Raw genomic sequence first — 26565 nt, 5'->3', positions numbered from 1 at the left:
CCCTCTTTCCCTAGCCCCTAGCCCCTAACCCCTAGCCCCTTCTTCTACAAAGTAGTTATTCCTTAAGGTACTGGTCAGTTTGCTTGCCAACGCTATCTTGTAGATATAGCTTAACCCGACAAATTCGGAGGCACCGTGTTTTCCAGCCTTGTTCAAAACAGTTCGCGCCAAGGAGAAATCCTCGAAGTCGTCTTCCGCAACGGTTGGGACTACATGAAACGACTCCTAACTGGCAGCAAAACCGACGTACCCACTCTGCCAACTCCAGCAGTGCTTCGCAATATCCTCGTAGATTTAGGCCCCGTGTACGTCAAATTGGGACAGTTACTCAGCACTCGTCCCGACCTTTTACCAGCCGAATATATCGAAACTCTTTCCAGCTTACAAGCTGAAGTGCCGCCCGTAGCTTGGCCAGAAGTAGAAACCATCATCCGTAAAGAACTCAAACAACCTCTTGAAGATACCTTTGCCAAAATTAACACCCTTGCAGTCGCAGCCGGTTCCATTGCTCAAACTCACCGCGCTACCCTTAAAGATGGTCGTGAAGTTGCTCTTAAAGTGCAACGCCCCGGTATTGAAATCGTCATTGAGCAAGATATCGCCGTACTCACAAGTTTGGCGGAACTTGTCATGCTCACAGACTTTGGCGAACAGTACGATATTGTCGCCTTAGCTGATGAATTTGGTACTGCCTTGAGGGCCGAACTCGACTTTATTCAAGAAGCTACTTACACTGACGAACTGAGGCGCAATTTATCTACAAGTCGCTGGTTTGATAGTAAACAAATTGTCGTGCCCAAAATTGAGTGGCAGTTGACTACAAAAAAATTGATGGTGATGGAATGGCTCGACGGCGTGCCGATTCTATTGGGCGATTTAAAATGCCCTCGATACGGTGGAGATATCGAAGCTGAACGCCAAGCAATAACTACTCTTTTATGCCGAGCCTTCTTTCAGCAATTTTATATCGATGGCTTCTTTCATGCCGATCCCCATCCAGGTAATTTATTCTATCTCAAAGACGGACGATTAGCACTTTTGGACTGCGGTATGATTGGTCGCCTTGACCCGCGCACCCAGCGAAGTTTGACAGAAATGCTATTAGCAATTGTTGATTTAGATGCTCAACGTTGCAGTCAATTAACGTTGCAGATGGCGGAATCTGCTCAGCCTGCAAATTTAGCTCAGCTAGAGAATGACTATGCTCGAATGCTACGAAAATATTACAATTTGAGCTTGTCACAAATCAACTTTTCTGAAGTTTTCTATGAGATGATGCAAGTCTCGCGGAACAATAAAATTAGGTTGCCAAGTAATTTGGGTTTGTATGCCAAAACTCTAGCTAATTTGGAAGGGGTAGCTCGTACTTTCGATCCCAGACTTAACTTGTTAGAGCAGATTAAACCATTGATGACGGACTTATTTCGTCGTCAGTTATTTGGAGATGACCCTACGCAAGCGCTGTTAAGAACTGCCTTGGATGTTAAGAGTCTGTCTTTGCAATCTCCCCGGCAGTTGGAAGTGCTTTTAGATCGAGTTACTTCGGAAACTTTGAAGTGGAATTTAACTCTAAAAGATATTGAACCTTTGCGTCGTACTTTGGGGGATTCTGCAAATCGGCTTTCTTTTAGTATTGTGGTGGCTTCGCTGATTGTAGGAGCGGCAATTATTTCTGCTAATGCTCAGACACCTGAGCTATCTTTCCTCAGCAATTCTTTATTTGCAGCGGCTAGTTTTTTCGGGTTGTGGTTAATGATTAGTACGATCAGGTCTGGGCGTTTAAGGGGATAATTGATACCGAGTATTTTGTATGTTGTTTCCCTGTCTTTGCTAAAGGGCAACAACATACGAAATTCGTAAGTTATACCAACAGAAACTAGAGCAGATGGCAGGTAGAAAGAGAGATAAGATACTCAGGTAAGTAGAAAGCGCCTATCCTAGGGGGAATAATCAACAATCTTCTGAAAAGCTCTGAAAATCTCTTAAAATAGAAAAGGACTATAGAACCCATTTGGGATCTATGTGCTTGCTGCGATCGCTAGTCTTTTTAGCATAAGTCTGACAAAACAAAGATTGAGCTTCGTTGTCGCATTTTCAAGACTTCTCTCAAAATTTTTAACTAAACTTTTACATCTTTCTACCCAAGAATTTGACCTTTCAATAACCCAACGAGCTTTGATAGGCACAAATCCTGATTTTACCACCGTTCTTGAGTTGATAAAATATCCCATTTAAGATTTCTCTTTTACTCCATCAACCTTTTGGGGCAAACCGGCGCAAAAAATCTGTTCTGCTGTTAGTTGCAATTCTGGAAATGCAGCCGATTCAATCCGGTCATCACCTCTAAACTGTTTGACCTGATACTCCCCATCAACCAGTTGGCAAACTGAGAAAGTGGGTTGTTTGGGATTGCCGATAAACCGTCTGCCACCTAAGCCAAGATAGTCAACAATCCAGTATTCGGGAATGCCAACGAGTTCGTACTCCCCCGCTTTCATCAGATAATCATCTTGCCAATTGGTGCTTACGACCTCTACAGCTAGTCGCACGGTCGCCCCCATCGTGATGATGGATTCTTTTTTCCAACGCGGTTCGTTTGCGAGTTGCGCTCGGTCTAGGACAATTACATCGGGCTGATAACCTGATTCGTTGCGGTCTGGTTTAAGTAGGCAGTCACCGGGAATGGAATAAGGCAATTGCAGTCGCCTGATTTCAAAATTGATTTCACCGGAGAGGAAACCTGTAACGTCGGAATGGTCGCCAGTTCCTAAAGGCATTTCAACAATTACTCCATTGCGTAATTCGTATTTGTGGGTAGAGTTCTCTGGATACCAAGCAACGAACTCATCAAACGTGATTGTTTTGGTTATGGTTTGGGATTGAATCATGGTTTTCTCCTTTACTCTTGAGTTGCGAGACATCAAACGATAATTTGCTAACTTTGCGATCGCTCGTTTGTTACCTGGCAGCGCCTCAACCGTTATCAAGGTAGCCAAGTATTTGAGGCTGATAGTTTGCGATCGCGATGCCCCTCTAGCTCCTGATACCCGAACATATAGCGATCGCAAGTACGTAGCCGATCGCATTGTTAATCTTCCCCAATTCTTCACCAATTTTCCCCATAAGATATAACAAAACAACCTAAGATAACTTGTTATATCTTCTCTAACTATTAGTTTGAATTGAACGGAGAGGGTGGGATTTGAACCCACGTTAGGTCGCCCTAAAGTAGATTTCGAGTCTACCGCATTCAACCGCTCTGCCACCTCTCCAAGGCTTTTGAACTCTTAATTTATAATATCGTAAACTATTATACCCCTATTGCAGGCAATTTGCAAATCTTTTTGTAAATATTCTGGGAAAAACGGGATTAATCCTGGTCTGGACAGACTTAAGTTAACTTCCTAATCCCTTGCTCAAAGTAAGGATGCGTCTGCGCCGTCAGAGTCCAAGGTAGTCTTAAAACCCTGTGCTGGTGTCCAAACGAGAGCACCATCTCGTCCTGTCCAGAATATTTTGGTATTAGCTTGGTGTAACCGTGTTGCTGCGTCTGAATCGAGGGAATTGGCGGATGCGATCGCAACTTGCGGTTTTATCGCCTGCAATAACTCAGCAGTCAGCGTTTCTCCCGACCACCAAAGCACTTGAGCTGGCTTTAAGTTTCCGGTTGCAACTAATCTTTTTTGAGGTTCGGCCTCGATGTCTCCTACTAATAACCACGTTTGTCCATTAATTACTAATTCTATCACGGGTGCTTCAGCATTGAGTAACTGCAATTCTGCGGAACCGATGTTAATTTTATGATTAATTTGTAAAGGTAAGTAAACTCCTTGACGATTTTGTATAGCACTCAGAAATGGCTGATTAGTTGTGTAATAAGTTTCTTGGGGAGCTGGATTATCATAAAATGTTTTAATCGGCAAACGTTCGATTAATTTTGACCAACCGCTGCTCAAACCTAAATGGGAATTAGCTGCGATCGCGAAATTAACTTGATTAATACCTTGTTGCTGCAAAAATGGCAGCAATGTAAATCTTACTGTATTTTCATCACCGCTGTTAATTAGGGTGACTTGTCCCCGATCTTGAATCACTAAAACAGGTTCTCCAGATGTCGCTAACACTGTTGCTTGAAATAGAGATGCCTGAGTTTGCCAAGTAGGAAGAATTACTATCCCAATAGCCGCCAGGATAGCCAAAGGTAGAAGCAGGGGAGCGGGGGAGCGGGGGAGCGGGGGAGCGGGGGAGATTTTCTCTTCTTCTTCCTTCTTTCCTCTTCTCTTCTTCCTTCTTCCTTTTTCCTGCTTCTTTTCTGCTTCTTTCCTGCTTCCAAAAAACCAAACTAAGCCTATTATTCCATAGAGTGCTATCAACTGTAATTCTGACAGAGTGCCTACTGCTACCGAGTTTCCGGGTAATTGGGAGAAATATTGAGCAACCTCAATTAACCCTTTAGCTGGATAGTGCAGCAATGAAGCTAAAGCACTTCCGGCTGGCGGCCAAATTAATGCGGCTAAAGCGCTAATCATGCCGCCAATACTAACTATCCACAGCAAAGGAGCGGCAATAATATTGACTAAAATGCTGTAAGGTGATACAACATTAAAAATATAAAGTTGTAGGGGTAATACCCAAATTGAGCAGGCGATAGGAACGGCAATTATAGAAGCGATAGCAGGCGGTAGCCAATCCAACCATTTCATGATTGCCGGAGCAGTAACTAATAATCCCAAGGTTGCTAAAAAACTTAGTTGAAAGCCTAAATCCCAAATCCAGAGCGGATTGATTAATAGTAAAATTGTAGCAGCTAATAATAACAAACCGATGGGTTTTACTTGCCTTTGAATTACCAAGGCTAATAAAGTTCCAAAACCCATTAAAGCAGCACGACTTACTGAAGGTTCTAAGCCTGTTAATCCCACTAACAAAAGTAAAGCGCCAACACCACAACTAAATTGTATTTGTTTGGAAAAACGCCTGGTTAAACTCAGTACCAAAGCCAAAACCATAGAGACTTGAGTACCAGAGGCGGCGATCGCGTGGGCTAACCCAACTTGTACGAAATAGTCGCGGATGTCGTAAGCTAAATCTACTGCTTGTTTGCCGAGGGCGATCGCGCTGACTAGAGGGCCTTCGGGTACGCCTAGATGGAGTAGCTGCGATCGCACGATTCGCTGCCGTAAAGCCCACCATCCCCACTTACTTTGGGTTTGTGCGATCGCGATCGTTTGTCGCCCTTTAAGGCCCGCAAAAGCCCCTTCTCTTGCTAAATATGCTCGAAAATCAAAAGCTCCCGGATTCGATGGCGGTTGGGGTTTGTATAGAGCTCCCGTGACTTCGATCGCATCTCCAGGGTAAACGCCTGTTGTCTGAAGCAAAGGCACTGTAACGTAGAGTTGGCCGCTGGCGGGGCGATTTACCTCTGCGGCTCCTTTGCTACCGTTGATTTCGCTGACTTGAGTGGTTTCTAGCCAGAATTGCGATCGCCCGGAGCGAGTCAGGCGGGGGGTGCTGGCAACTGTACCGCGAATAGTAACGACTACCTCTTCAGCGCTACCATTAGCAGGAATTAAATTACTGATGTCGTCGGTTGCAGGTTGTGGCGATCGCACTTGTAAATAAATGCTAGCTAGAAATCCGACAATTCCTGCTATCAACCACAGCCATTTAGGAAAGATTAATAATGAGGGCGGATTATCTGTTTTGCCTTTAGTTTTTTGTTTTTTGCTTGAATTTTGATAATAATTTCGCAATAATTTAGGCACAGCGAAAGTTGCCGCTAAGCCCCAAGCTAGCATCAAGAAGCCACCCCAGGGAATTGCTGTAAACAGTAACCCCAAGATGTAGGCTAAACATATAATAACACCGACTGTTTGATTCATCTAATTGGTAATTGGTAATTGGTAATTGGTAATTGGTAATTGGTAATTGGTAATTACCCATCTCCCCCATCTCCCCCATCCTCCCCCTCTCTTCCTCTCTTCCTCTTTCCCTAGTCTCTAGCCCCTAGCCCCTAGCCCCTTCTTTGGTAATTGGTAATTGTTAGTGGTTAGTTGAACTCGGCAACCAACAACTAACAACCAACAACTAACAATTAACAAACTAAATAGACAAACCGAGATTTAAACCAAATGCTGCATGGACTAACATAAGAGCAAGCGCCGTAGTTCCTAAATAAGCATGAACAGCACGGAGAGTTACTTGATTTCCGCCGAAATTTGTTAAAGAAATCACGGCATTAATAGCTAGTAAAATCAGCACAACTGAACCCGTCCAAAAATGGGGGCTTTCCATTACTGGCTGATGCTGCATCACCAGCGAAAGCAAACCGCCAGTATAGCCTAAAGCCATGAACAAAAACATCCAAGGTGCAAGTTTGCGGTGATCGGAACGGCTTTTAATCGCCACATCTTTATCAGCAACCAATCTTCCTCGCCATCCCGAAAATCCGACATAACTACCCATAACAAAAACAACGATACCCATCATGAGAGGATGTCCCCAATGGGTAACGGGTTCAGGAATTCCTAGACTGCGGAACTGGCTGGCTATCGGTTCTAAAAGTTCACTCAGATTCACGATTTGCTCGACACTCACTAATTTAGCTGTTCGGGAATATTTTACAGCTAATGGTCTATTAGTTCAAGCAGTTTAGGACTTTTGTAAAGTCGGCCTCTGGATGGTATTCTTACCGACCAGAGGGCGGCGTTACGTTGTTGATAGGTAAGTCCTATGGTTTATTTTAATCAACATCTTCTGCATCAGGATCGATACCCATTGCTCGCAATCGCTCTGCCAGTCGCGCTGCTTTTTGCTCCGCCTTTTCCGCTCGCAAACGTTCCTCTTCCGCTCGCAAACGTTCCTGTTCTCCCCGATATTTTTCAAGTTCGGCTCTTTCGTCACCAATTAGTAACAAATTCCCCTCACTATCCCACCAGCGCAGCCAAATTTGAGTTTGATTCTGATAACTTCCCTGCCAGAGTCCCAACTCCACTTCTAAAGGAGAAATAGGATAGTGACCCCGTGCATTTGGCTCTAGCTTTTGATAGGAAAAATCTACGAGATGATAAACCTCTAATTTATCATTCTTCATTTCATAGATGCCATAGTAGGGAATGCGAATTATCTGCTCGTAAACCCAAAACTTACCAGGTTTTTGCACCTCCCCTTCATCACTCATCAAAAGCGGAGTTGCATCGCGTTCTTCCTCTCCATTACCGCTGGCAAATTCCAAAGCAATTAAAGGTGCTAAGTGTTCTCGCCACAACACATAAGAACGGCGATATTTTCCTTTTTCGGGACGGGCAGAAACGTTCGGTACATAGAACCAGTCAGGTGCTTCTGCACCTTGTTCTGGCGGTTCAGTTTGTCGCCAATAAATGCCAGAATCTTGTCCAATGCAGTAATTACCATCGGGATGTCGCCGCTGCAAAATAGGGCCGATAGAATCAGTGAGAATTATGCTCTGGGGATGCTCTTGAAAGTTTTTCACAAAAGTACCGTCAGACTCCGGCAATTGAGTATGATCTGGAAATTGGGTAGGCAGACCTATGTCAGTTAATGTTTCAGTCATGCTCTTACAATTATTGCAACTATTGTGGATTTTGTTAACAGCATAGCGCTTAGACTTTTGCTAGTTTATCCAGGGGAAAACCTAGTTTTTCTCGCTGTTCTAAATAAAGCTGAGCCACGCGCCGTGCCAAATTGCGAATTTTACCGATATAGCGGGTGCGCTCCGTGACGGCAATCACGCCTCTGGCATCAAGTAAATTGAAAGTATGAGAACATTTTAGCACGTAATCTAGGCTGGGTAAAACTAACCCTTTCTGCGTTAATTGTTCTGCTTCTTGCTCGTAAAGACCAAACAGAGTAAACAGCAATTCCGGGTTCGATGCTTCAAAGTTATAGGTACAGTGTTCGACTTCTCCCTGAAGGTGAACGTCGCCATAAGTTACGCTATCTGTCCATTGAATATCTGTAATAGCATTAACTTCTTGCAGATACATAGAGAGCCGTTCTAACCCATAGGTAATCTCAATTGAAACGGGGCGACAGTCAATGCTACCGCACTGTTGAAAGTATGTAAATTGGGTGATTTCCATGCCATCTAACCAGACTTCCCAACCTACACCCCAAGCGCCTAATGTCGGAGATTCCCAGTTATCTTCAACAAAGCGGATGTCGTGGTCTTCGGGGCGGATTCCTAATGCTCTAAGGGAGTCTAGATAGACTTCCTGAATGTTATTAGGAGATGGCTTAATTATGACTTGATATTGATAGTAATGTTGGAAACGATTGGGATTTTCGCCATAGCGTCCATCTGTGGGCCGACGACAGGGTTCGACATAGGCGACTGACCAAGGTTCGGGGCCAATGGCTCTTAAAAAGGTGTGAGGGCTCATGGTTCCTGCGCCTTTTTCGATGTCGTAGGGTTGCGCGATTAAGCAGCCGCGATCGCTCCAGAATTTATGTAAAGTGGCAATGACTGATTGGAAGTTCACTGGTTTGAAGATAGTTAATAAGTTGATAAATTTATTTAAGCACAGTTTAAGTCAGTTATAATATAAAGTACAATATAGTTGTCTTTATAGAAGCAATTTGATACTGTGGCGCGATAGTTAGGATTTGACTCATTCTGGAAGCCCTCGATACTGCATAATTACTACAGGTACTCTCAATAAATTTTTTGCTAATTGGGAAACACCAAACTTGAATTTTAGAGACTGTGGTACTTCTTCCCAGGAAATCGGTACAAAACCAAATCGAACGTAAAAATTTTCTAGTCGCTTTCCCAAACATTCTAAATAAAGCGGTTGAGTTGCTTGTTGAATCAAATATGTTGTCAAATAAGTTCCTAACCCGCGACTGCGCCAACTTTTAGCTACTACTAAACTGCCTAATTCTTGTACCCCGGAAAAGTTGCGTAACTGTCCGCAAGCTACCAAATTCCCCTCGCATTCGATCGCCCAAAATTGCTGCCAGCGCAACTGAGTTGGGTCGAGTTTTGCACTCAGCACTAATTTCCGAATTGACCATATATCTTTAGCAGAGGCGGCGCGAATAATGCACTCTGCTGGTAAGGAGAAAGAACTTTTATTCACGCTTGGGTAAGTGATTATGAGTGGTGATTAATTATATTCTAGTCTGCGATCGCGCCTAACAATACATCGGCCCCAAATCGCACGGGATCTGTACAGGGTAATCCCGTTTCTGCTTGAATTTCTGCTATTGCTAATCTCGCCGCAGTTTCCTCCAGATGGTGAGTATTAAGCGCGATCGCACTTACTTTCGCCCCCACAAAAGCACCCGCCGCCTGTGATACCATCTCGTATAATTCCACAACTTTGGATAGCGATCCAATTAGTATGCGGGGATGATGGCGGATGTGAGTTTGTCCAGCTCGATGCGCTAGCACTAAGTGAGTAGGCTGAGAACCTCGTAGTAGGGGCAATGTAGCTGTTGAGCCCGGATGTAGCAGAGAACCTTGACCCTCGATGTGTAGGATGTCGCGATCGCACCCAAATTCTACCACCATTTGCTCAACTGCACCCGCCGCAAAATCCACCCGCACGGCATCCAAGGGAATACCATCACCAGCAATCATTAAACCAGCTTGTCCAGTTGCTAAAAACTTGGAACGTAAGCCACGTTTTAAGCAAGTGCGATGCAGTTCCAAACTCGTAGACATTTTACCGACACTCATATCCGTACCCACTGTCAATACGCGGCGGCAATTGAGATCGGCAGCTTTAGCAGATGCGATCGCGCCTACTTTTTGCGGTTCTTGACGCACATCCCAAATCCATTGATCGTCTTTTAAAGGTATTTTAATCAGTGGTGCAAGCTGAGTATGTAAACCATTTACCACTGACAAACCCGCAGCAATTGCTCGATTAATTTCCTCTAACCATTCTGTTGGTAAAACACCCCCAGAAGGAGCAATCCCAATTAACAGAATATCTGGCGAATAAGATAAAGCTTCTGACACCGAAGCAACTATCGGCACTTCTCTGGAAATTCCCGTTAATTCACAGAAAGATTGTCCGGCACATTCAGAGTCAATTGCAGCCACAACTGAGGCTTCGCTGTAGCGTAAAAATGCTAAGCCAGTTTTGCCAAACTTACCAATAATTCCCTGGTGTAATAGGATAGCAACTTTACCATTATTAATTTTATAAGTAGGATCTTTAGGAATCATAATTTACCTCTGATGTTGATATTTCTTTAGATTAAATACATTTTTGGTAAGTCAAGGATGCCGCTGTTTATGACAGCGACATCATCACTCATTCTTACTCAGTTAAATCCTTGGGATCTATACCCAATTCTCGTAATTTAGCAGCTAACCGATCGGCCCGTAGGCGTTCTTGTTCGACTTGTTGTCGAGCAGCATCAGCTTGTTGTCGAGCAGCATCAGCTTGTTGCTGAGCAGCATCAGCTTGTTGCTGAGCAGCTTCTTCTGGCAACAAAATAAGATTGCCAGATTCATCATAAAAACGCAACCAAACAGTCGTTTCTCGCTCAACAGTTCCCCCCCATGTTCCTAACCACATACCTAACCTTTGACACCATAGCCAACCCTGTTGATTTCGCTCTAATTCTTGATATTTTAAGCTCCCATTTAATCGCCACCCTTGCAGAGAATTTGGGTCAAAAGGATTAAACACAAAATAATCAGGAGTCCTGAAAACTTGCTCATAAAGATCCTTTTTGACTCCCGTATCTATATTGGCAGTCGAAGGTGACATTAGTTCTACAATCACATCTGGATAACGACCTTCTTCATCCCAAACTACCCAACCTTGTCTCGAAGTAGTGCCATCAACACCTAAAACAGCAAAAAAATCAGGGCCTCTAAAGTCCCGATTTCGCACCTGAATTCTGCTGTAATAAATGAACATATTGCCGCCAGTAAAAAAGTCATTGCGGTCATTCCAAGCGTGTTCTAATGACCGAATGAGGACATTCATAGCAATGCGGTGGCGTTTCGTTTCCAAGGGTTCTCCGTCATCAAAAATTAAATCGGTCGGTGGCTTGTGTTCTTCACAAAATGCCTCAAATATTTCAGCTTCTGAGATGAATTTTGAAGTTACTTCAATTGACATCTCTCCCTCCTAAGATTTGACTTGCTATTTCTATTATATATTATCAATTCGGGAAACACCCAGTCCTGGTAAATCATTGGGCAGCAAACATCCATTTTCTAAGACTGCACCAGCGAAAGGATCGTCTATTAAATTAAAATGACTATCCAAGTCAAGATAGTCAGCTAAAGGTGATAATTGTGCGGCGGCTGTGTTTGCCAATACACTATCAGAATAGCAGCCAAACATCACTTGTAAACCATAAGCTTTAGCCGCGTGTATCATCCGCATTGCTTCAGTTAATCCCCCCGCTTTCATCATTTTGATATTAATGCCATGTACGCAGTTAGCTAACCGAGGCATATCCCTACTATTAAAGCAACTTTCATCTGCAAAAATTGGCAGTGGTGACTGACGATAAAGCTCCAAAAAATCCTTAATATTTTCCATAGGTGATAGTGGCTGCTCTACATACTTTATTCCATACTTTTCTAACCAAAAACACATTTTAATGGCATCCGTTAAATTCCATCCACCATTAGCATCTATGCTAATTTGGATGTTTTTAGGTGCTTCATCTAGCACCGCCATTAACATCGCTCTATCTGCTTCTATGCCATCAGAACTACCTAATTTTACTTTGAGAGCACGATACTTTATACTGTTTTGATAGCTGGCATCTTTTTCAAACCAATCTCGCACCCTCTGCCGAGCACCTTCGGGCGAATTAATACCAATTGTAACTGAAGTTGGTACAATACGCGATCGGTCAATTCCCCACAGTTTCCATAGCGGCAATCCTACTTTTTTGCCCAGCCAATCATGGAGTGCCATATCTATTGCTGCACAAGCTGCTGAAGGTAACTCAACCTCCCTAAATATGTCTTCAATTTGTTGACGCTCTAAAGGGGTAAATTTCTCTAGCAGCGGCGCAATTTTCTGCAATGCCGCCACAAGATTTTCTGTAGTTTGAGGGTAACTGCCTATAGAAAAAGGCGAAGCTTCCCCCCAACCTTCGATGCCTTCATGCTCCAATCTCAACCATAAATTCGTAGTTTGGGCAGTTGTACCCCGACTGATGGTAAGAGCAAACCGTTTATGGACAGTGAAAGTTTGAATGTCAATGTGCATTGTGATTTAGGATTGGTGGTTTTGAGATGCAAGCCAAGACTAATTTAGTTCCTTTCCCTTCCCATTTTTAACTTTTTATTTTATAGTTTAACTTTGCTTTGTCAATCGACCAGAACTTTGATGAAATTCCAGATTTCTATCTCTCCAAGGAGAATCGCCGCTTCCCTGAGCATTTGGGTGCTATTCTTCGGCGTGGCTGGCTTAGTGGTGCAAGTTCTTCGCTATGGCTTTAATTATCGCGAACGATGGATGGATTTATTTAATCTTGACCGAGAATTAAATTATCCCTCATGGTATCAGTCGTTTACGTTACTTTTTTGTGGAATTCTCTTGGGAGTAATTGCCTCTGCGAAGAAAAAACAGGGCGATCGCTATTCTCCCCACTGGAAAGCTTTATCAATTATGTTTGTGCTTTTTGCTTTAGATGAAAGCCTGAGTTTCCATGAATTGTTAATTATTCCAGATTTACGAAAAGCGCTACATCTTGGGGGATTATTTTACTTCGTTTGGGTGATTCCTGGTGCTATTTTTGTATTGGTAACAGCCTTCAATTATTTCAAGTTTCTGCTTCATCTTCCACTGAAAATTCGGTATTTATTTATACTGGCGGCAGGCTTTTATATTGGCGGAGCTCTTGCTATGGAGATGGTTGGTGGCTACTATGCAGATGTAGCTGGTCAGCGCAACTTAATATATGGGACAATAGCCACTACTGAAGAACTTTTTGAAATGGTAGGAGTTCTGATTTTTATCTACGCATTGCTTGCTTACATAGGCTCCTACATACAAGATATCGATCTGCGGTTTAAGGTACTTGACGATCGAGATAGGTAGAATGATTTGTTGCTAATTGTTGAGGGTGTATAAACAATGACTGTCGAAAGTTCAAAACTAAAAATTGCCAATGGTGAGAAACCTTGGTTTCATTCATTACTGCTGCTAATATGGATAGCAATTGGCACAGTTTTGCGCTTTACTAATTTAGCAGGAAAGCCACCTTCAACAATTGAGATAGCAACCATAGTTTTTAGTTTGGGAAATAGTTTGCAGACGATACCGTTAGATAGTGCGATCGCACTTGATGCGCTATTGCAGCCATTACAACTAAATCCCGAAGCTAATATCACCTCAGTTATCCACAATTTGATGACAGAAAGCACTCATCCTCCAGTTTATTTTGTATTGGCTCATTGGTGGATGAAACTATTTTCTAACGACGCGGGTTTAGTTTCTTTGTGGGCCGCTAGAGCGCTTCCTGCAATTCTTGGTGTCGCCTCAATTCCAGCTATCTTTTGCTTTGGGTTTGTGGCTTTTCGCTCTCGCTTAATAGCTCAAATGGCAGCAGCAATGATGGCAGTTTCTCCCTACGGGATATTTATCGCTCAAGAAGCTCGTCACTACACTTTACCAGTTTTATTAATTATCGCTTCTTTGGGCTGTTTAGCAATAGCAACTAGAACAATTAATGAGCGAACTGTATTGCCGATTTGGGTAGGATTATCGTGGGTAGGAGTTAACTGTTTAGGAATTGCCACCCATTACTTTTTTATTCTTGTTGTTGCTGCTGAAGGTTTAAGTTTAATAGCTGTTATTTTGATTAAAAATAGGACATATCGCCAGGAAAAATTAGATTTAGCTTCGACTCACAATTTAACGCTTAAGCCTCAATTACTAATTCCCAGTTCTCTATTCCGAATTTATGCTGTGGCTGCGGGTACATTGGTGGGATGCTTGGTTTGGGTTCCCGCATTGGAGACTGCTTCTGATAGTGAAATGACTCGCTGGATTTATGAGGGAAAAAACCTGATTGAACTGCTAGAACCAGCACCAAGAATTTTAGCGTGGATGGTGACAATGCTGGCATTATTGCCAGTGGAAGGAGTCTCTTTATCGGCGATCCTTATCTCTGGTTTGATATTATTGATTTTCATGTTTTTTGCGTTACCAATTTTGATTCAAGGTGTCAAAATTAAATTAAATCAATCAGATAACAGCTCGATTGCTCAAGTTTTATGCGGGTTTATCTTAGCTGCAATCTCCATCTTTTTAGGGATAACTTACATTTTGGGTGCCGATTTAACTCTAGCGGCTCGTTATCAATTTGTCTACTTTCCTGCGGTTATCATTTTGTTTGCAGTCAGTCTAGCTATCTATTGGGAAGAGCGGTATTTAGAAACAAACAATAAATTTAGTAATGTTTTTAAATTGCCAATTCTAGTGTTAAAAATAGGAGGACAAAAAGCAGTAACAATTATCTTATTAATGGGTTTGCTTGGTAGCATGACAGTTGTGGCAAATTTGGGTTTTCAAAAATCGAAACGCCCAGACATTTTAGTTACGCAAATTGTTAAAATACAAGAAGCATCGCCAAAGGTTCCCGTTTTAATTGCAATGGTTCGCAAAAGCCACTCGGAAACAAGAGCTATGATGGGGATAGCGTGGGAGTTTAAACGTTTATCTAGTTCATCCCTGAGTACAAATTCTCAATTTAATTATCCTCAATTTCTGCTAGCAAAAAAAGAGGGTGATTCTCAAACAGCGACGGATGCACTGCATAAAACGTTAGCTCAAATGCCAAAACCTTTGGATTTGTGGACAATAAATTTTACTGCTTCGGTGGATGAAAAAGGGCAAAATTGTGTAGTTGATTCCCAATCTCAGCCTAAAATAGCTGGCTACAAATACCGATTGTATCACTGTTTATAATTGGAAAATTGGAGATATTATGACTATCTACTTTTATAGCACTCGCGAAGAACCCTACGGATGTTTCTCTAACTTTTCTGCTCACGGATTTGAGTTAGAAGGAGTATATTGGCTAACTAGCGAACATTATTTTCAAGCTCAAAAGTTTGTAGGTACGCCTCATGTTGAGCAAATTCGACAGGTGAAAACACCGAAGGATGCGGCGAAAATGGGGCGGGAGCGCAAACGTCCCCTTCGCCAAGATTGGGAAGAGGTGAAAGATGATATTATGCGAAAGGCGGTGCTGTGTAAATTTGAGACTCATGCGAATATCCGCGAAGTTTTGCTATCTACAGGTGATGAGGAAATTGTCGAAAATTCACCAATAGATTATTATTGGGGTTGTGGCAAAGATGGCAGCGGCAAGAATAAATTAGGGCTAATTTTAATGGAAGTAAGGGAGATATTACGGCAGCGGATAGAGTAATATAAGACCTATTACCAATTATAGAAGAAGGGGCTAGGGGCTAGGGAAAGAGGGAGAGCGGGGGAGCGGGGAAGATGGGGAAGATAGGGGAGATGGGTAATTAGCTATTAGCCATTAGCCATTAGCCATTACCAATTAGCCATTAGAGAAAATTTTTCCATTAGCAATTAGCAATTAGCAATTAGCCATTAGCCATTAGCCATTAGCCATTAGCCATTAGGACTTACACTCATGGCTCCAGAAACCGGGTTTTTGAGAGAATCTGGGGGTCATAACGAAGTATTTTCGTAAAAAACCCGGTTTCTTTGGTTGGATGCGTAAGTCCTGAATAATTTGGAGAATTGGTATAACAACCAACAACCAACAACTAACAACTAACAACTAACAATTAACCATTATCAACAGCTATACGAGGAAGACGGTGTTTAAAACTACAGAGAATTTCCCAGGAAATTGTACCTAATTCTGCGGCCCAATCATCAGCAGAAATTTTATTTTCCCCATCCTTACCTAACAGCGTCACGACTTCGCCAACTTCTAAATCGGGAATAGAAGTTACATCTAGCATGATTTGATCCATTGTAATCGCTCCCACTTGCGACACCCATTGACCCCTGACTAAAACCTTCATTTTATTTGATAAATTGCGGGGGATTCCATCAGCGTAGCCAATGCCAATTACTGCTAAGCGCATTTCACGATCAGCTATAAATTTATAGCCGTAGCTAACACCAGTTCCCGCTGCAATTGTTTTGACTTGCGTTACTTTTGCTTTTACTTGCATTACAGGCTTTAAATCAATAACTGACTGCAAATGTGGTGCTGGATATAAGCCGTAAGTAGCTAAACCGACTCGCACCATGTCATAGTGTAAGCTCTTGTCAGCTAAGGCGGCGGCTGAATTTGCTAAGTGCAAACGAGGGCTAGATTTTGGATTTAGGAATAGTTCTGAGTTCTGTATTTCGCAGTTGGCGATCGCACCTTCAAATCGCTGCTGCTGTTGTTTCATTACTGTGAAGTCTGGACTATCAGCCGTAGCTAGGTGAGAATAGATGCTGGCTAATTCTAAATTTGGCGATCGCGCCACTAATTGTACAAACTCAGCAGCTTGTTGCCAAGGAGATCCTAACCGTGACATTCCTGTATCCAGTTTGACGTGAACGGACAAAGATTTGTTAAGAGTGCCGAGCACTTCTGAAAAAACTAGGGCTTGCTTGGGAGTGCAGATGGTAGGTTGTAATTGCCAATGTGCGATCGCTTCTACTTGTTCCGGCGTGTGAGTTGCCCCTAAAATCAAAATTGGTGCGTTGATGCCGCGATCGCGCAATTCTATCCCTTCTGGAATCGTCGCCACTCCCAGCCAACTAGCACCCGCCTCTAAAGCCGTTTGAGCAACCGTCACCGCACCGTGACCGTAAGCATCTGCCTTGACCACAGTCATCAGAGCCGTTTTGGGGGATAATGAAAGCTTAAGCTGGCGCACGTTGTGGGCTAAAGCGGCTAAATCAATTTCTACCCAAGCTCGTTGGCAAAGTCCACCGTAGGCATCCCATCGCATCGTCTGGGGGTTTGCTTGTGTCGATGTTGCGATCGGGTTTTCTTCCCTACTTAACATTGCGATTTACTCCTACTTAAACTTAGACCATTAACAAGACTATAGGCATAAAGATTAATCGGGATAGCTGAATAAGACAATGACCAAAGAAACCGGGTTTTTTACCAAATCTGCGATGTTCTAACGAAGTATTTTCGTAAAAAACCCGGTTTCTGGGCCCTTACAATGAATACTGGCTAACTTCCTCTACTGATAAACTTAGCGCTTCTGCTACTTGCTCTGTATTCAATCCCATTGCTAATAACCGAGGGATAGCAGCCCGTCGCGATCGCGCTTCTGCACTCAAAGCCTCCTCTGCCACAGCAGCTCGTTCCTGTTCGACAGCAGCTCTTTCTGCACCTGTCAGCAGCAAATTACCCTCGCTGTCCCACCACCGCAACCATAGCATTGTCTGATTTTGATAGCTACCTTGCCACAGTCCTAACTCTAAGTTAATGGGCGCGATCGCATAATGGCCGCGCGAGTTGGGAACCAACTGCTGATAAAACCCATTAATCAGGTTGTACACTTCCAGCTTGCCACTACGGATCTCATAGATGCCATAATACGGAATCCGCATGATCCGCTCATAAACCCAAAACTTGCCAGGTCTTTGCACTTCACCCACTTCTGAGTAGGATAGCGGCGTTGTGTCTCGCTCTTCGGAACCATCTCCTGATGCGAACTCTAACGCGATCGTCGGTGCTAGAAACTCCCGCCACAGCACATAAGAGCGGCGAATTTGACCATCTAACAGTGGTGGCACATTAGGGACATAAAACCAGTCTGGAGCTTCTGCGCCCTTTTCCAGGGGGTCAGTTTCTCGCCAGTAAATGCCACAGTCTTGACCAATAGCATACTGCCCATCGGGATGAAGCTTCTGCAACAGGGGGCCGATAGAATCAGTCAAAATAATGCTTTGGGGATGCTCCTGAAAATTTTTCACAAAAGTGCCGTCTTCCTCTGGCAGTTGAGTGTGGTCGGGGAAAGGAGGGGGAAGGAAAGTTTTTTCGGCTGCCTGGGTCATGTTACCTCTCAAGTATTGCAGCTTAGATGAAGGATAAAACACTTTTAGTTTAGTATAAAATGAGCCAAGGCGATATATCCATCTAAACTAATACCTTGTCCGTCTTAATACAACGCTTCCATTTAGTTAGCAAGTAACCAACCTTCTATTAGTCCTTTTTTCTCAGGATTAGCTGATGTAATTACCTCAAATTGTTCCGATTTTAAAATAATGTTTTCATAATCAAATTCTCCGACTAAAGTGGGATCGGGAATTGCCAAATCAACCGCATAACCTTCTTCTGGAGTTTGATAACATTCAACTATTACACCAGTAATTCCTTTAGGAAAAACTCGATCGTCCCAAGTTGATGCAATATCAGTTAAAGTTTTGATTTCATCGTCAATTTGCGCTTTCATTAGTTATCTCCTTTATTGACTTTTAACCAATTAGTAATTAGGCGTGATTGACCTTGTTCCATTTGCCATTTAGTAAGTAAAATACCGCGCCGACCATTAGGGCCTTGAATAGGAACCTTTACCTCAAATCTTATACCATATTCACTATTTTTGTCTAATGTTGCTGGTATAAATGGTAGCTTAATTAGTAATCGATCAAACTGAGACTGAGCGATCGGATTTAGTTGTTTCTTGGAACCGACTCCCCCACCATTCCTGAATTGGTATCGTTACTAACTCAATATCTATAGGCTCTTTGATAAAAACGTTTGTATCATTAGGCCAGAGAGTTTGCCAAGCATAAAAAATTATTTCTCTGATTTCTTCATTCTCATAAGGATAGTCGCTTTCATTTAATCTAGTACAGTCAAATTCCGGTTGGGAAAGGATATACTCAAATGCTAATTTGAGAACATCCATATCGCCATGTTTAACCGCACCTTTTTGCATTTCTAAGACATATTTGTAATAACCAGTAATATCATCAGGGGGTAAGTCGTTGCTATTAAACCAACTTAGTAAAATATCATGCAGATGGTATCTAATCATTGGTTCGCTAATTTGCATAATTTTCTCCTATTTTTCCGTTCTAACGTTAAGTAGTAACTAAAGGAACAAAACTATCCAATTTTATCTGTAAGTCTTCTACTAAGATTAGATGATATTTCTGCGTTTTTAGCTGTTGCCAAATCATCTTTGTAAAATCTTCGCATACTTTTTGTCGTTCCATTTCGGCTGGAATATTAATAGCTCGAATTGATATTTGATATGGATAATCAGAAAATCTTAAGTCGCGATCGTCCTCAAAATCATGGTTACTCAAAGTTACAACAATTGTTTGATTTTGAAACTCATACCATGACTCATAATTATCATATTTATGAGTAAGTGAATGAGATAGTAAGAGTTCTAACTCTTTGACCAAATGTTCAATTTGACCAGGATAATCAACAAAAATGTCAATTGTTTTAGACATAAACAACTCCTATTGAAAGTCCGTAGAAATTAGATCGAAACCATCACCAAGAATGCGGACACTATCAAGTTTACCTCTACTAATATTTTTAGCGCGTTGTAAACCTAAATTAGCTTCGGCTTCTGTTAAACCAGAACCCCTAGCATCAATAATTATATGCCGAGCTTGCCCACCACGCCGAATAGAGCTATTAATTTGATTCTTAACTGTGCTATTCGTAGCGCCCATAACGAGGCTTTTAAACTCAGTAGGAATGCTATCGACTTCAGCATCCGCAGTGCGTCCTTGATTGGTTTCTAGCAAAGATTTAACTGTTTTACCTTTACTAGCCAATAAATTAGCAACGGCTTTTTCTTGAGGTGAAAAAGTTTTTTCTGATTCATCTATTTGATTTTGATTCAGGCCATTAGACACTCTATCATTCGCTAAAGGTTTGGTGTGGGTTTGAGATTCTATTATATTAGATTTTACCACAACTTACTTCAGTCAACATTAGTCTTGACCAAGAGTAGCAGTTGGACTTCCCTTGAAATCTAATTATAGTTCCTCTTCTGACTCATCTCGAACTTTGAAATAGTAAAAGAGATTAGCTACAGCCAAATCAGACGTTTTTTCCAAATTCGACGATACTAAACTTTTATGACCCGCTATGTTCCCTTGCTCAATAATATAATCTTCGTACTCTTGACGCTGCTGCGGAGCCAGCATTAATTCGAGTTGAGTGCGAAGAGAATAAAAATGAGACTTAGGTTTCAAATTTTCATAAAATAACTGTTCATCCGTTATAGCTAAAGCTGTTGTGGATGAATTCTTCTCTCCAATAACAGCTAAGTTGGATTTACTCAAATCAGCACTTTGTAACTGTTTTAATTCACTTGGTGGCAAAGACTTTATCCATTCAATATGATTTCCCCAAGTGTCTAATGCGGCTAAATCGTGATTGTGAATCCGCGTGATTTCAGGAAACAGGAAATCTAATTCGTCGTCACAGTCGCAGCCAGCAATTACTGTTAAGCCATCTTGACGGATTTGTTGTTGAAGCTGAGAAATGCGATCGCTCGCCGCCGCCAACTCATTTTGTACCTGATAAGTCCCAATAATACTCTGTTCAATTGCCCAACTGCACTCGAACCGTCGCAACTGTCCTGCTGCACAAGTTTCTTGTAATAAATGCGGATTTCTGTAATCTGCTAAAGCTTCAAATAACATCCCTCGCGCTGCATCAATTTCAGCATTGCGGCGATTAATATCTTGCAATTGTAATGCGGACTGCATTCGTTGAATTGCTTGATTAAATAATCCATAAGCTCGAACTAAAATTAAACGATGATTCTCAAATTTCATCTCTTGAACCATCTGGGAAATTAACTGCTTAATTTCCGTCCCTTGACCTTTTAAAAGTTGTTCTAAATTGATAAAACCGTTTTCTACTTTAACTTCCAGCCTCTCAACTGCTTTTTTAAGTTTCAATGTCTGGTGCAAATTCACCGCTGATAAGGCTACCCCAGCCACAGTTCCTACACCAATGATTGCTGTAGTCGCTTGCAATACGCCCAAACTATCTTGGACAGCTTGAAAGCCCATCTGCATAGCTTGAAAGCCTTTGTGCGTTTGGTGCATCTGCAAGCCGCCCATAGCAAGCTGCAACGGCGACACAAACGGTGATAGCGGGCTGTTGTTGACGACCGCGCCAATGGCATGACCAGCCCACTGTCCCGTCACTGCATCTCTCGCCATGCCAATAGGTACTCCAGCAGAGCTAAATGCTTGTACGTATTTGCCAGCCTCTATCCCAGCCTGTATCGCTGCGGGAAATACAAAATTCATCATAAATTTTTACCCTCGTAGCATCTCACAGCATAACTGATCTATTATGATACATTGAATAAAAAAAATTTCATTAGGCGCTGCAAATGAATACTTTGCTAATTAGTTCCCAAACAATTGAGCTGGTTTCACGCCTCACAGGGCAAAAACTCCGTAAAGAGGATCTCAGTCCCCCTATTCTCTTCCTGGTGGCGTTGATCATGGTGTTGCTGGGAGTCATCCATGCCGACGGTACGGTTAGCACTGAAGAAACGCAGCGACTAGATAAAACTTTAACAGAACTTATCCCCGCTAATAACAGTTTGCAACAATTTGCAAAGCTAATCGTTAAGGGCGTGCAAGAGCAGCAAATTTACACAAAAGTTGAAGAATCGCTAGGACTGACAAGGTGTTTTTCTGAGGCAGAAAAACTGTTGCTAATTAGCTTTGCATATCAAATGTCAGCCGCAGACGGTAGAATCGACAATCGTGAAAAAGAATATTTAAAAATTATTGGCAACCGCCTCGGAGTTGATGGGCGATTTTTGACTGTTTTAGAAGCAAGTTTTAGTAATCAAGCAGTAAACGAGGCAGCAGCTTTAGCAGAAATAAACTCGTTACTCGATCCAGCCCAGTTTCAATCTTTGGATGCTTTATTTGTCCGTGCTGCTACTCATATTATCCAACATTTACCAGGCAAACAGAAACAGCAAAATACTCAAGCTAATTCAGCGCGAATTGTTGAACAAGCACCAGAACCAAAACATCAAAATAATCAAAAGCATTCAGTTTCCTCATATCAAGAATTGAAAAAGTTTCAGGAGTCTAGGCAACAACTAGACAAGGTTTGTGGCAAACTATTTTCAACTCTACGAGATGGCAGCGATCGCAACATTATATCAGCTAATTTAACTGAAGAGACAACAAAAATTTCTCGCAAATTGCAATCTCAACGTTTTCGTGTTGCTGTTGTTGGTGAATTTAGCAAAGGCAAATCCACTTTACTTAATGCTTTGTTGGGTGAGGAAATTCAACCAGTCCGAGATATTCCCTGTAGTGGTACGGTAACGGTTTTGAAATACGGCTCAAAGCAGCGAGTGATCTGTAAATATAAAAATGGACGAGAGGAAGAAATTTCACCGCAGCAATATAAAGATAAAGCTTCAATTTCTGAGGAAGCGGCTTTAGGTTCGGTTGGGGATGAAATTGCTAGTTCAGAACTTCAAGAAATCGTTTTTGAGCATCCGAATCTTGAATTGTGTACCAATGGTGTAGAAATTATTGATTCTCCCGGATTAAATGAACAAGCCGAACGCACATTAGTTACCCAACAGGTTCTCAAAACAACTGATGCAGTGATTTTTTTAACTCACGCTCAAAATGCTTTGACAGAAAAAGAGCGGGAACTACTTTTGTATTTGAAAAAAGAGTTAAATCCCGGCAATGATAATGAACCAGCAAAAAGTATTTTTGTTGTAGTTAATTTTGCGGATTTGCTACGTCGAGAAGAAAGTCGAAAGCAAGTAAGACAAAGGGTAGAAACAATTGTTCAAAGTCAAAATGTAATTGCTGGTGAAAACCGGATTCATTTTATTTCGGCTCAATCAGCCCTTGATGCTATTTTATCTGGGACAGAACTTGATGCTATTTTATATGGGACAGAAAATGAGTATGTAAAATCTTTTCAGGATTTTACCAAATCTCTCGAAAAGTTTTTAACAGTTGAACGAGGCGCGATCGCAGTTCAACAATTAGCCGCCGGAATTAAACAAATCCTTGAAACTAGCTGCGAGGAATTGAATCAAGGGCAGAAAATATTAGAAGGTAAATTGACGATTTCTCAAGAAGATAATCCGAAAATATTTGAACAAATGGCAGAAGTTAGCGGTCGCGATGTGAAAATCAAACTTTTAGCGGGAAATATTGATGGATCAATCTTTAGAAGAAACTCTGGAGTCTTGGAATCAATGGGTGGAAGGATTGGAAAAACGGATTATTTCACAAAGTGCTAACTGGACTTCTGAACATTCGCACATTTGGAGTAAAGACAAATTAGCTAAAGATTACGGTAATCAATTTGTAGTAGCTATTACCAAAGAAATAGATGATTGGGCTGATCAAAAACTCTGGCCAATCGTGAAAAAAAATATGGGAGTTTTAGATGCCCAAATTAACGAGGATCTCGAAGCAATTCGTCAAGATTTTCGCGTTTTTGACCAGCGATTTAGCACGAGCCTTGTTACTCAATTCAATAACTTACCTAACTTAGGGAGTCTGGGTGGAATTGGCACAGATGGATTAGGTATCGCTTCATCAATCAACTCAGATACTGGAGGTGCTGGAGGTTTTATTGGTGGTTTAGGCCTTGGTGGGGCGGTGGTTGCTGGATTGTTGGCATTTACAGGAGTTGGTATGATTACACTGATTTTGGCTGGGTTAGCGGCGGCTGCGACTGGCTCTTTTGGGGCGGGATTGCTAGATGTTGATGGAATTCACTTTCAGATTAAGCAAAAAATCTGTAACTTAGGGTTTCAGAAGTTCGACGCATCTTCACAGTCTATTCTTGATAAGATACAAGAAAGAATTATTGCAGTATTTGATGAGCGCGTTGAGGCTAATAGTGATGTTATGTCAAAAGCTATCTCGCTGTGCGAAAATTTATTAGAACAGCAGCAAAGACGCGATCAACAAACTCAAAAACAATGCGAATCTGAAAAAGTTTTACTTACTGATAAACGTCGCGAACTCGAAGATATCCGAAATCAAATGGAAACAATATTCAATTAAATTACCTAATAGTTAACAAAGATACGATCCACTCAAGGAGATTAGTAAAGTAAAACAAAGTCCGCCCTAGTTTACTTGCAGAACGCAGTAAAGGGCGGACTAAGAAATCAAGGATCTTTAAGCCAGATTTACTATTACTTAAATATCCCTGCAACCGAGCCTGCCTTAGACTCTGCGATTTTAGGAGCCAAGATACTCTTGGCATATATCCGAGGATTCTGTTGAGCAATTTGGATATACGATTGGCGGACTTCAGCATTCACCGCTACAGTCGTTACATCGTAAACCTGTGTAGCCATTTTAGGATAGAAACCGATACCGATAATTGGTATCAAGAAACACGCAGCGATAAACACTTCGCGAGGTCTAGCATCGCTAAAAACGGCATCCCCAGGCAAGACGCAACTATTACCAAAACAAGCCGCTTCCAGTTCTCCCGTATCTTTCAAATTACCATCAAGGTCACAGGTAGGCGCAACACCAGAATAGAATAACTGCCGTAACATTGATAGCAAATAAATCGGCGTTAGAATCAGTCCTACAGCAGCTAAAAATACGGTGACACCTCGGAAAGTTGTGCTATACATATCGCTGGTAGCAACGCCAACAAAAACAGAGAGTTCGCTAGCAAAACCACTCATACCGGGAAGAGCTACAGATGCCATCACACCTATGGTAAACAAGGCAAATACTTTAGGCATCACTTTACCAAGATCGCCCATTTCTGCTAATGCCATTGTATGGGTACGGTCATAAGTTACGCCTGCTAGGAAGAACAACACGGAGGCGATTAAACCGTGAGAAAGCATTTGCAATAGTGCGCCATTGATTCCCAAGTCAGTGAAGGATGCAATACCTAACAACACGAATCCCATGTGAGAGACTGACGAGTAGGCTAGGCGGCGCTTCATATTGTCTTGGGCAAAGGAGTTAAACGCGCCATAGATAATATTGATCACGCCTAGCATTGCTAGAATCGGTGCAAAATAAACATGAGCATCTGGTAGAAGTTGTAAATTTAAGCGAATCAGTCCGTATCCGCCCATTTTCAGCAGTACGCCTGCCAAAATCATCGATACGGGAGAAGAAGCTTCACCGTGAGCATCAGGTAGCCAGGTGTGGAGGGGGAAAATCGCCAGTTTAACGCCAAAGGCAATTAGCAATCCGGCGTAAAGCACCAATTCTAAACCAAGGGGATAATTTTTCAGACCTAGTTCGACGATATCGAAGGTGATGTTACCACCGCCGTAGAATGCCATTGCTAGGCCAGCTACGAGAATAAATATAGATGCAGCAGCGGTGTATATCAAAAATTTTGTAGCAGCGTACTGACGGTTTTTACCGCCCCAAATCGAGATCAGGAGGTAGACGGGAATCAGTTCTAGTTCCCACATGATGAATAGCAGCAGTACATCCTGGGCAACGAAGACCCCAATCTGCGCTGCGTACATCAATAACATTAGGAAATAGAACAGCCGGGGTTTGCGATCGACTTCCCACGCTGCAAAAATCGAGAGTGTTGTCACTAATCCAGCTAGAAGTACCAGCGGGAATGAGAGCCCATCTACTGAAACTGACCAGGATAGACCTAACTGAGGTATCCAAGAGTAGGTTTCTACGAGTTGAAATGTATTGAGATTGGGGTCGTAATGTTTCCAAAAAACATAGGACATGAGAACAAAGTCGGCAACTGCTACTCCCAAGGCATACCACCGCACTTGCTTACCATCTTTATCGGGTAGCAGAGGGATAACGGCAGCAGCAAGGAGGGGAAGTAGGATAATTGTTGTCAGCCAGGGAAATTGAGCCTCGATCATGGCAATGAGAAAAAATACTTAGCTGTGGATGAGGTTATTATACGAATATTTGTAACAATTTTTTATAAATGTTTCTTTTTTTTGCAAAACAGGGCTGATTGCAGAAGGCAAAACATTATAGGACTTACGCTCAGGGCTCCAGAAACCGGGTTTTTTAGAGCATCTGTGGGTAAAAACGAAGTATTTTCGTCAAAAAACCCGGTTTCTTTGGTTAGGTGCGTAAGTCGTGCATTAGAAGCCTTACTTTTAGGCGGCTTTGTCTGCAAACAGTGCGATCGCTAACTGTAACAACTGCACTGCCACGATCGCTAAAGTGCGATCGCTCTTTTTTTCTCTATCAGTAAATTTAGGAGGCGAGTAAAATCCGACACTCTGAAATTCGGCAAACATTAGATACTTTTGGCTGCAACACAACTCGCAGTTCGTGAGCATACCGGGGAAGAGGATCGTTTTCTAACCAGATCGGCGGTACCATCATCACTTCATAGTAAGCGATCGTATGCAGAATCCCTGGCTGGGATTTCAATTCCACTGTTAAGCCTGCTCGATACTCAAATGCTTCTTCCCAGTCTGTATCTGTATTTATATTCATAAATGACCCCATCTTAAATATTGCTTCTTTGTTAAATTTTACTCTAATATCTATGAATTTGATAATATTCTGTAGTTTATAATACATTTTTTAACTTTTCTGTGAGGAATCGCTGACACTTAAAGGGATTGGTAATTGGTAA

General features: G+C 42.1%; 26 protein-coding genes and 1 tRNA gene. 6 read left to right on the top strand and 21 right to left on the bottom strand.

Annotated elements, in window-relative coordinates; genetic code table 11:
- The first annotated feature begins 135 nt into the window (after window positions 1–135).
- The gene (locus OSCI_RS27085; RefSeq protein WP_007358436.1) at window positions 136–1791 is read left to right on the top strand and encodes an ABC1 kinase family protein; all 1656 of its coding nucleotides are present in this window, start codon (window positions 136–138) and stop codon (window positions 1789–1791) included.
- A gap of 440 nt (window positions 1792–2231) precedes the next feature.
- On the opposite strand, the gene OSCI_RS27075 is transcribed toward OSCI_RS27085, so the two are convergent.
- The 10 genes from OSCI_RS27075 to OSCI_RS27030 all read right to left on the bottom strand — a co-directional run bounded on the left by OSCI_RS27075 (window position 2232) and on the right by OSCI_RS27030 (window position 12215).
- Window positions 2232–2888 (bottom strand): Uma2 family endonuclease, encoded by a 657-nt coding sequence (locus tag OSCI_RS27075; RefSeq protein WP_007358435.1) that lies wholly within the window; start codon window positions 2886–2888, stop codon window positions 2232–2234.
- A 299-nt stretch (window positions 2889–3187) separates the two neighbouring features.
- A tRNA-Ser gene (locus OSCI_RS27070) sits at window positions 3188–3272 on the bottom strand.
- A 144-nt stretch (window positions 3273–3416) separates the two neighbouring features.
- Window positions 3417–5882, bottom strand: coding sequence for a ComEC/Rec2 family competence protein (locus tag OSCI_RS27065; RefSeq protein WP_007358434.1), 2466 nt, complete (start codon window positions 5880–5882; stop codon window positions 3417–3419).
- 220 nt (window positions 5883–6102) lie between these two features.
- Window positions 6103–6597, bottom strand: a complete 495-nt coding sequence (locus OSCI_RS27060; protein WP_007358433.1) for a DUF4079 domain-containing protein — start codon at window positions 6595–6597, stop codon at window positions 6103–6105.
- A gap of 145 nt (window positions 6598–6742) precedes the next feature.
- On the bottom strand, window positions 6743–7573 hold the full coding sequence (locus OSCI_RS27055) for a Uma2 family endonuclease (RefSeq protein WP_007358432.1): 831 nt from the start codon (window positions 7571–7573) through the stop codon (window positions 6743–6745).
- A gap of 49 nt (window positions 7574–7622) precedes the next feature.
- A complete protein-coding gene (gene glyQ / locus OSCI_RS27050; protein ID WP_007358431.1) occupies window positions 7623–8501 on the bottom strand; it encodes a glycine--tRNA ligase subunit alpha in 879 nt (292 codons plus the stop codon).
- 129 nt (window positions 8502–8630) lie between these two features.
- Window positions 8631–9101 (bottom strand): GNAT family N-acetyltransferase, encoded by a 471-nt coding sequence (locus OSCI_RS27045; protein WP_007358430.1) that lies wholly within the window; start codon window positions 9099–9101, stop codon window positions 8631–8633.
- 38 nt (window positions 9102–9139) lie between these two features.
- On the bottom strand, window positions 9140–10198 hold the full coding sequence (locus tag OSCI_RS27040) for a DUF1611 domain-containing protein (RefSeq protein ID WP_007358429.1): 1059 nt from the start codon (window positions 10196–10198) through the stop codon (window positions 9140–9142).
- Between the two features lie 94 nt (window positions 10199–10292).
- Window positions 10293–11105 (bottom strand): Uma2 family endonuclease, encoded by an 813-nt coding sequence (locus OSCI_RS27035; RefSeq protein ID WP_007358428.1) that lies wholly within the window; start codon window positions 11103–11105, stop codon window positions 10293–10295.
- A gap of 33 nt (window positions 11106–11138) precedes the next feature.
- On the bottom strand, window positions 11139–12215 hold the full coding sequence (locus OSCI_RS27030; RefSeq protein WP_007358427.1) for a mandelate racemase/muconate lactonizing enzyme family protein: 1077 nt from the start codon (window positions 12213–12215) through the stop codon (window positions 11139–11141).
- Window positions 12216–12335: 120 nt separating this feature from the next.
- On the opposite strand from OSCI_RS27030, the gene OSCI_RS27025 reads away from it, so the two are divergent.
- Genes OSCI_RS27025 through OSCI_RS27015 form a run of 3 tightly spaced genes read left to right on the top strand, consistent with a single transcriptional unit; the run spans window position 12336 to window position 15387 of the window.
- Window positions 12336–13049, top strand: coding sequence for a hypothetical protein (locus OSCI_RS27025; protein WP_026103612.1), 714 nt, complete (start codon window positions 12336–12338; stop codon window positions 13047–13049).
- A 36-nt stretch (window positions 13050–13085) separates the two neighbouring features.
- Complete coding sequence (locus tag OSCI_RS27020; RefSeq protein WP_007358425.1) at window positions 13086–14921, top strand: glycosyltransferase family 39 protein; 1836 nt, start codon at window positions 13086–13088, stop codon at window positions 14919–14921.
- Between the two features lie 19 nt (window positions 14922–14940).
- Window positions 14941–15387 (top strand): NADAR family protein, encoded by a 447-nt coding sequence (locus tag OSCI_RS27015; protein ID WP_007358424.1) that lies wholly within the window; start codon window positions 14941–14943, stop codon window positions 15385–15387.
- Window positions 15388–15775: 388 nt separating this feature from the next.
- Here OSCI_RS27015 and alr read toward each other — a convergent pair whose 3' ends face one another.
- The 8 genes from alr to OSCI_RS26980 all read right to left on the bottom strand — a co-directional run bounded on the left by alr (window position 15776) and on the right by OSCI_RS26980 (window position 21251).
- Window positions 15776–17002, bottom strand: coding sequence for an alanine racemase (alr, locus tag OSCI_RS27010; protein ID WP_007358423.1), 1227 nt, complete (start codon window positions 17000–17002; stop codon window positions 15776–15778).
- Between the two features lie 160 nt (window positions 17003–17162).
- Window positions 17163–18008 (bottom strand): Uma2 family endonuclease, encoded by an 846-nt coding sequence (locus tag OSCI_RS27005; protein WP_007358422.1) that lies wholly within the window; start codon window positions 18006–18008, stop codon window positions 17163–17165.
- Between the two features lie 122 nt (window positions 18009–18130).
- Window positions 18131–18406 (bottom strand): hypothetical protein, encoded by a 276-nt coding sequence (locus OSCI_RS27000; RefSeq protein ID WP_007358421.1) that lies wholly within the window; start codon window positions 18404–18406, stop codon window positions 18131–18133.
- Window positions 18406–18576 (bottom strand): DUF6883 domain-containing protein, encoded by a 171-nt coding sequence (locus tag OSCI_RS32570; RefSeq protein WP_420705299.1) that lies wholly within the window; start codon window positions 18574–18576, stop codon window positions 18406–18408. The genes OSCI_RS27000 and OSCI_RS32570 overlap by 1 nt, the downstream gene beginning before the upstream one ends.
- Before the next feature lie 25 nt (window positions 18577–18601).
- Window positions 18602–19012, bottom strand: coding sequence for a hypothetical protein (locus tag OSCI_RS26995; RefSeq protein WP_007358420.1), 411 nt, complete (start codon window positions 19010–19012; stop codon window positions 18602–18604).
- A 28-nt stretch (window positions 19013–19040) separates the two neighbouring features.
- Window positions 19041–19421 carry a hypothetical protein gene (locus OSCI_RS26990; RefSeq protein ID WP_007358419.1) on the bottom strand — a complete coding sequence of 127 codons (381 nt, stop codon included), beginning with the start codon at window positions 19419–19421 and terminating at the stop codon, window positions 19041–19043.
- A 9-nt stretch (window positions 19422–19430) separates the two neighbouring features.
- A complete protein-coding gene (locus OSCI_RS26985; protein ID WP_007358418.1) occupies window positions 19431–19895 on the bottom strand; it encodes a hypothetical protein in 465 nt (154 codons plus the stop codon).
- A gap of 63 nt (window positions 19896–19958) precedes the next feature.
- Window positions 19959–21251 carry a hypothetical protein gene (locus OSCI_RS26980; protein ID WP_007358417.1) on the bottom strand — a complete coding sequence of 431 codons (1293 nt, stop codon included), beginning with the start codon at window positions 21249–21251 and terminating at the stop codon, window positions 19959–19961.
- Window positions 21252–21334: 83 nt separating this feature from the next.
- Here OSCI_RS26980 and OSCI_RS26975 point away from each other — a divergent pair, with 83 nt between their 5' ends.
- Entirely contained in the window at window positions 21335–23239 is a 1905-nt protein-coding gene (locus tag OSCI_RS26975) for a dynamin family protein (RefSeq protein ID WP_007358416.1), read from the top strand.
- Window positions 23154–24014: a hypothetical protein gene (locus OSCI_RS31795; protein WP_007358415.1), complete on the top strand. Its 861-nt coding sequence runs from the start codon at window positions 23154–23156 to the stop codon at window positions 24012–24014. The genes OSCI_RS26975 and OSCI_RS31795 overlap by 86 nt, the downstream gene beginning before the upstream one ends.
- A 134-nt stretch (window positions 24015–24148) precedes the next feature.
- Here OSCI_RS31795 and OSCI_RS26970 read toward each other — a convergent pair whose 3' ends face one another.
- The 3 genes from OSCI_RS26970 to OSCI_RS26965 form a co-directional block, all read right to left on the bottom strand.
- The gene (locus tag OSCI_RS26970) at window positions 24149–25831 is read right to left on the bottom strand and encodes an NAD(P)H-quinone oxidoreductase subunit 4 (RefSeq protein WP_007358414.1); all 1683 of its coding nucleotides are present in this window, start codon (window positions 25829–25831) and stop codon (window positions 24149–24151) included.
- A gap of 246 nt (window positions 25832–26077) precedes the next feature.
- Complete coding sequence (locus tag OSCI_RS30480; protein ID WP_007358413.1) at window positions 26078–26221, bottom strand: hypothetical protein; 144 nt, start codon at window positions 26219–26221, stop codon at window positions 26078–26080.
- Complete coding sequence (locus tag OSCI_RS26965; protein WP_007358412.1) at window positions 26178–26423, bottom strand: hypothetical protein; 246 nt, start codon at window positions 26421–26423, stop codon at window positions 26178–26180. The genes OSCI_RS30480 and OSCI_RS26965 overlap by 44 nt, the downstream gene beginning before the upstream one ends.
- Window positions 26424–26565 lie beyond the last annotated feature (142 nt).

The organism is Kamptonema sp. PCC 6506 (assembly GCF_000180455.1).
In the GTDB taxonomy this organism is placed as follows: domain Bacteria; phylum Cyanobacteriota; class Cyanobacteriia; order Cyanobacteriales; family Microcoleaceae; genus Kamptonema; species Kamptonema formosum.
The sequence above is the reverse complement of the archived record's forward strand: the minus strand, read 5'-3'. Positions and strand labels throughout refer to the sequence as shown.

What these genes read in the sequence shown, in the direction of transcription:
- OSCI_RS27075 (WP_007358435.1), bottom strand. Translation starts at nt 2,888, where the DNA reads ATGATTCAATCCCAAACCATAACCAAAACAATCACGTTTGATGAGTTC.
- OSCI_RS27065 (WP_007358434.1), bottom strand. Translation starts at nt 5,882, where the DNA reads ATGAATCAAACAGTCGGTGTTATTATATGTTTAGCCTACATCTTGGGG.
- OSCI_RS27055 (WP_007358432.1), bottom strand. Translation starts at nt 7,573, where the DNA reads ATGACTGAAACATTAACTGACATAGGTCTGCCTACCCAATTTCCAGAT.
- OSCI_RS27040 (WP_007358429.1), bottom strand. Translation starts at nt 10,198, where the DNA reads ATGATTCCTAAAGATCCTACTTATAAAATTAATAATGGTAAAGTTGCT.
- OSCI_RS27035 (WP_007358428.1), bottom strand. Translation starts at nt 11,105, where the DNA reads ATGTCAATTGAAGTAACTTCAAAATTCATCTCAGAAGCTGAAATATTT.
- OSCI_RS27030 (WP_007358427.1), bottom strand. Translation starts at nt 12,215, where the DNA reads ATGCACATTGACATTCAAACTTTCACTGTCCATAAACGGTTTGCTCTT.
- OSCI_RS27025 (WP_026103612.1), top strand. Translation starts at nt 12,336, where the DNA reads ATGAAATTCCAGATTTCTATCTCTCCAAGGAGAATCGCCGCTTCCCTG.
- OSCI_RS27020 (WP_007358425.1), top strand. Translation starts at nt 13,086, where the DNA reads ATGACTGTCGAAAGTTCAAAACTAAAAATTGCCAATGGTGAGAAACCT.
- OSCI_RS27015 (WP_007358424.1), top strand. Translation starts at nt 14,941, where the DNA reads ATGACTATCTACTTTTATAGCACTCGCGAAGAACCCTACGGATGTTTC.
- alr (WP_007358423.1), bottom strand. Translation starts at nt 17,002, where the DNA reads ATGTTAAGTAGGGAAGAAAACCCGATCGCAACATCGACACAAGCAAAC.
- OSCI_RS27005 (WP_007358422.1), bottom strand. Translation starts at nt 18,008, where the DNA reads ATGACCCAGGCAGCCGAAAAAACTTTCCTTCCCCCTCCTTTCCCCGAC.
- OSCI_RS27000 (WP_007358421.1), bottom strand. Translation starts at nt 18,406, where the DNA reads ATGAAAGCGCAAATTGACGATGAAATCAAAACTTTAACTGATATTGCA.
- OSCI_RS26995 (WP_007358420.1), bottom strand. Translation starts at nt 19,012, where the DNA reads ATGCAAATTAGCGAACCAATGATTAGATACCATCTGCATGATATTTTA.
- OSCI_RS26990 (WP_007358419.1), bottom strand. Translation starts at nt 19,421, where the DNA reads ATGTCTAAAACAATTGACATTTTTGTTGATTATCCTGGTCAAATTGAA.
- OSCI_RS26980 (WP_007358417.1), bottom strand. Translation starts at nt 21,251, where the DNA reads ATGATGAATTTTGTATTTCCCGCAGCGATACAGGCTGGGATAGAGGCT.
- OSCI_RS26975 (WP_007358416.1), top strand. Translation starts at nt 21,335, where the DNA reads ATGAATACTTTGCTAATTAGTTCCCAAACAATTGAGCTGGTTTCACGC.
- OSCI_RS31795 (WP_007358415.1), top strand. Translation starts at nt 23,154, where the DNA reads ATGGATCAATCTTTAGAAGAAACTCTGGAGTCTTGGAATCAATGGGTG.
- OSCI_RS26970 (WP_007358414.1), bottom strand. Translation starts at nt 25,831, where the DNA reads ATGATCGAGGCTCAATTTCCCTGGCTGACAACAATTATCCTACTTCCC.
- OSCI_RS30480 (WP_007358413.1), bottom strand. Translation starts at nt 26,221, where the DNA reads ATGTTTGCCGAATTTCAGAGTGTCGGATTTTACTCGCCTCCTAAATTT.
- OSCI_RS26965 (WP_007358412.1), bottom strand. Translation starts at nt 26,423, where the DNA reads ATGAATATAAATACAGATACAGACTGGGAAGAAGCATTTGAGTATCGA.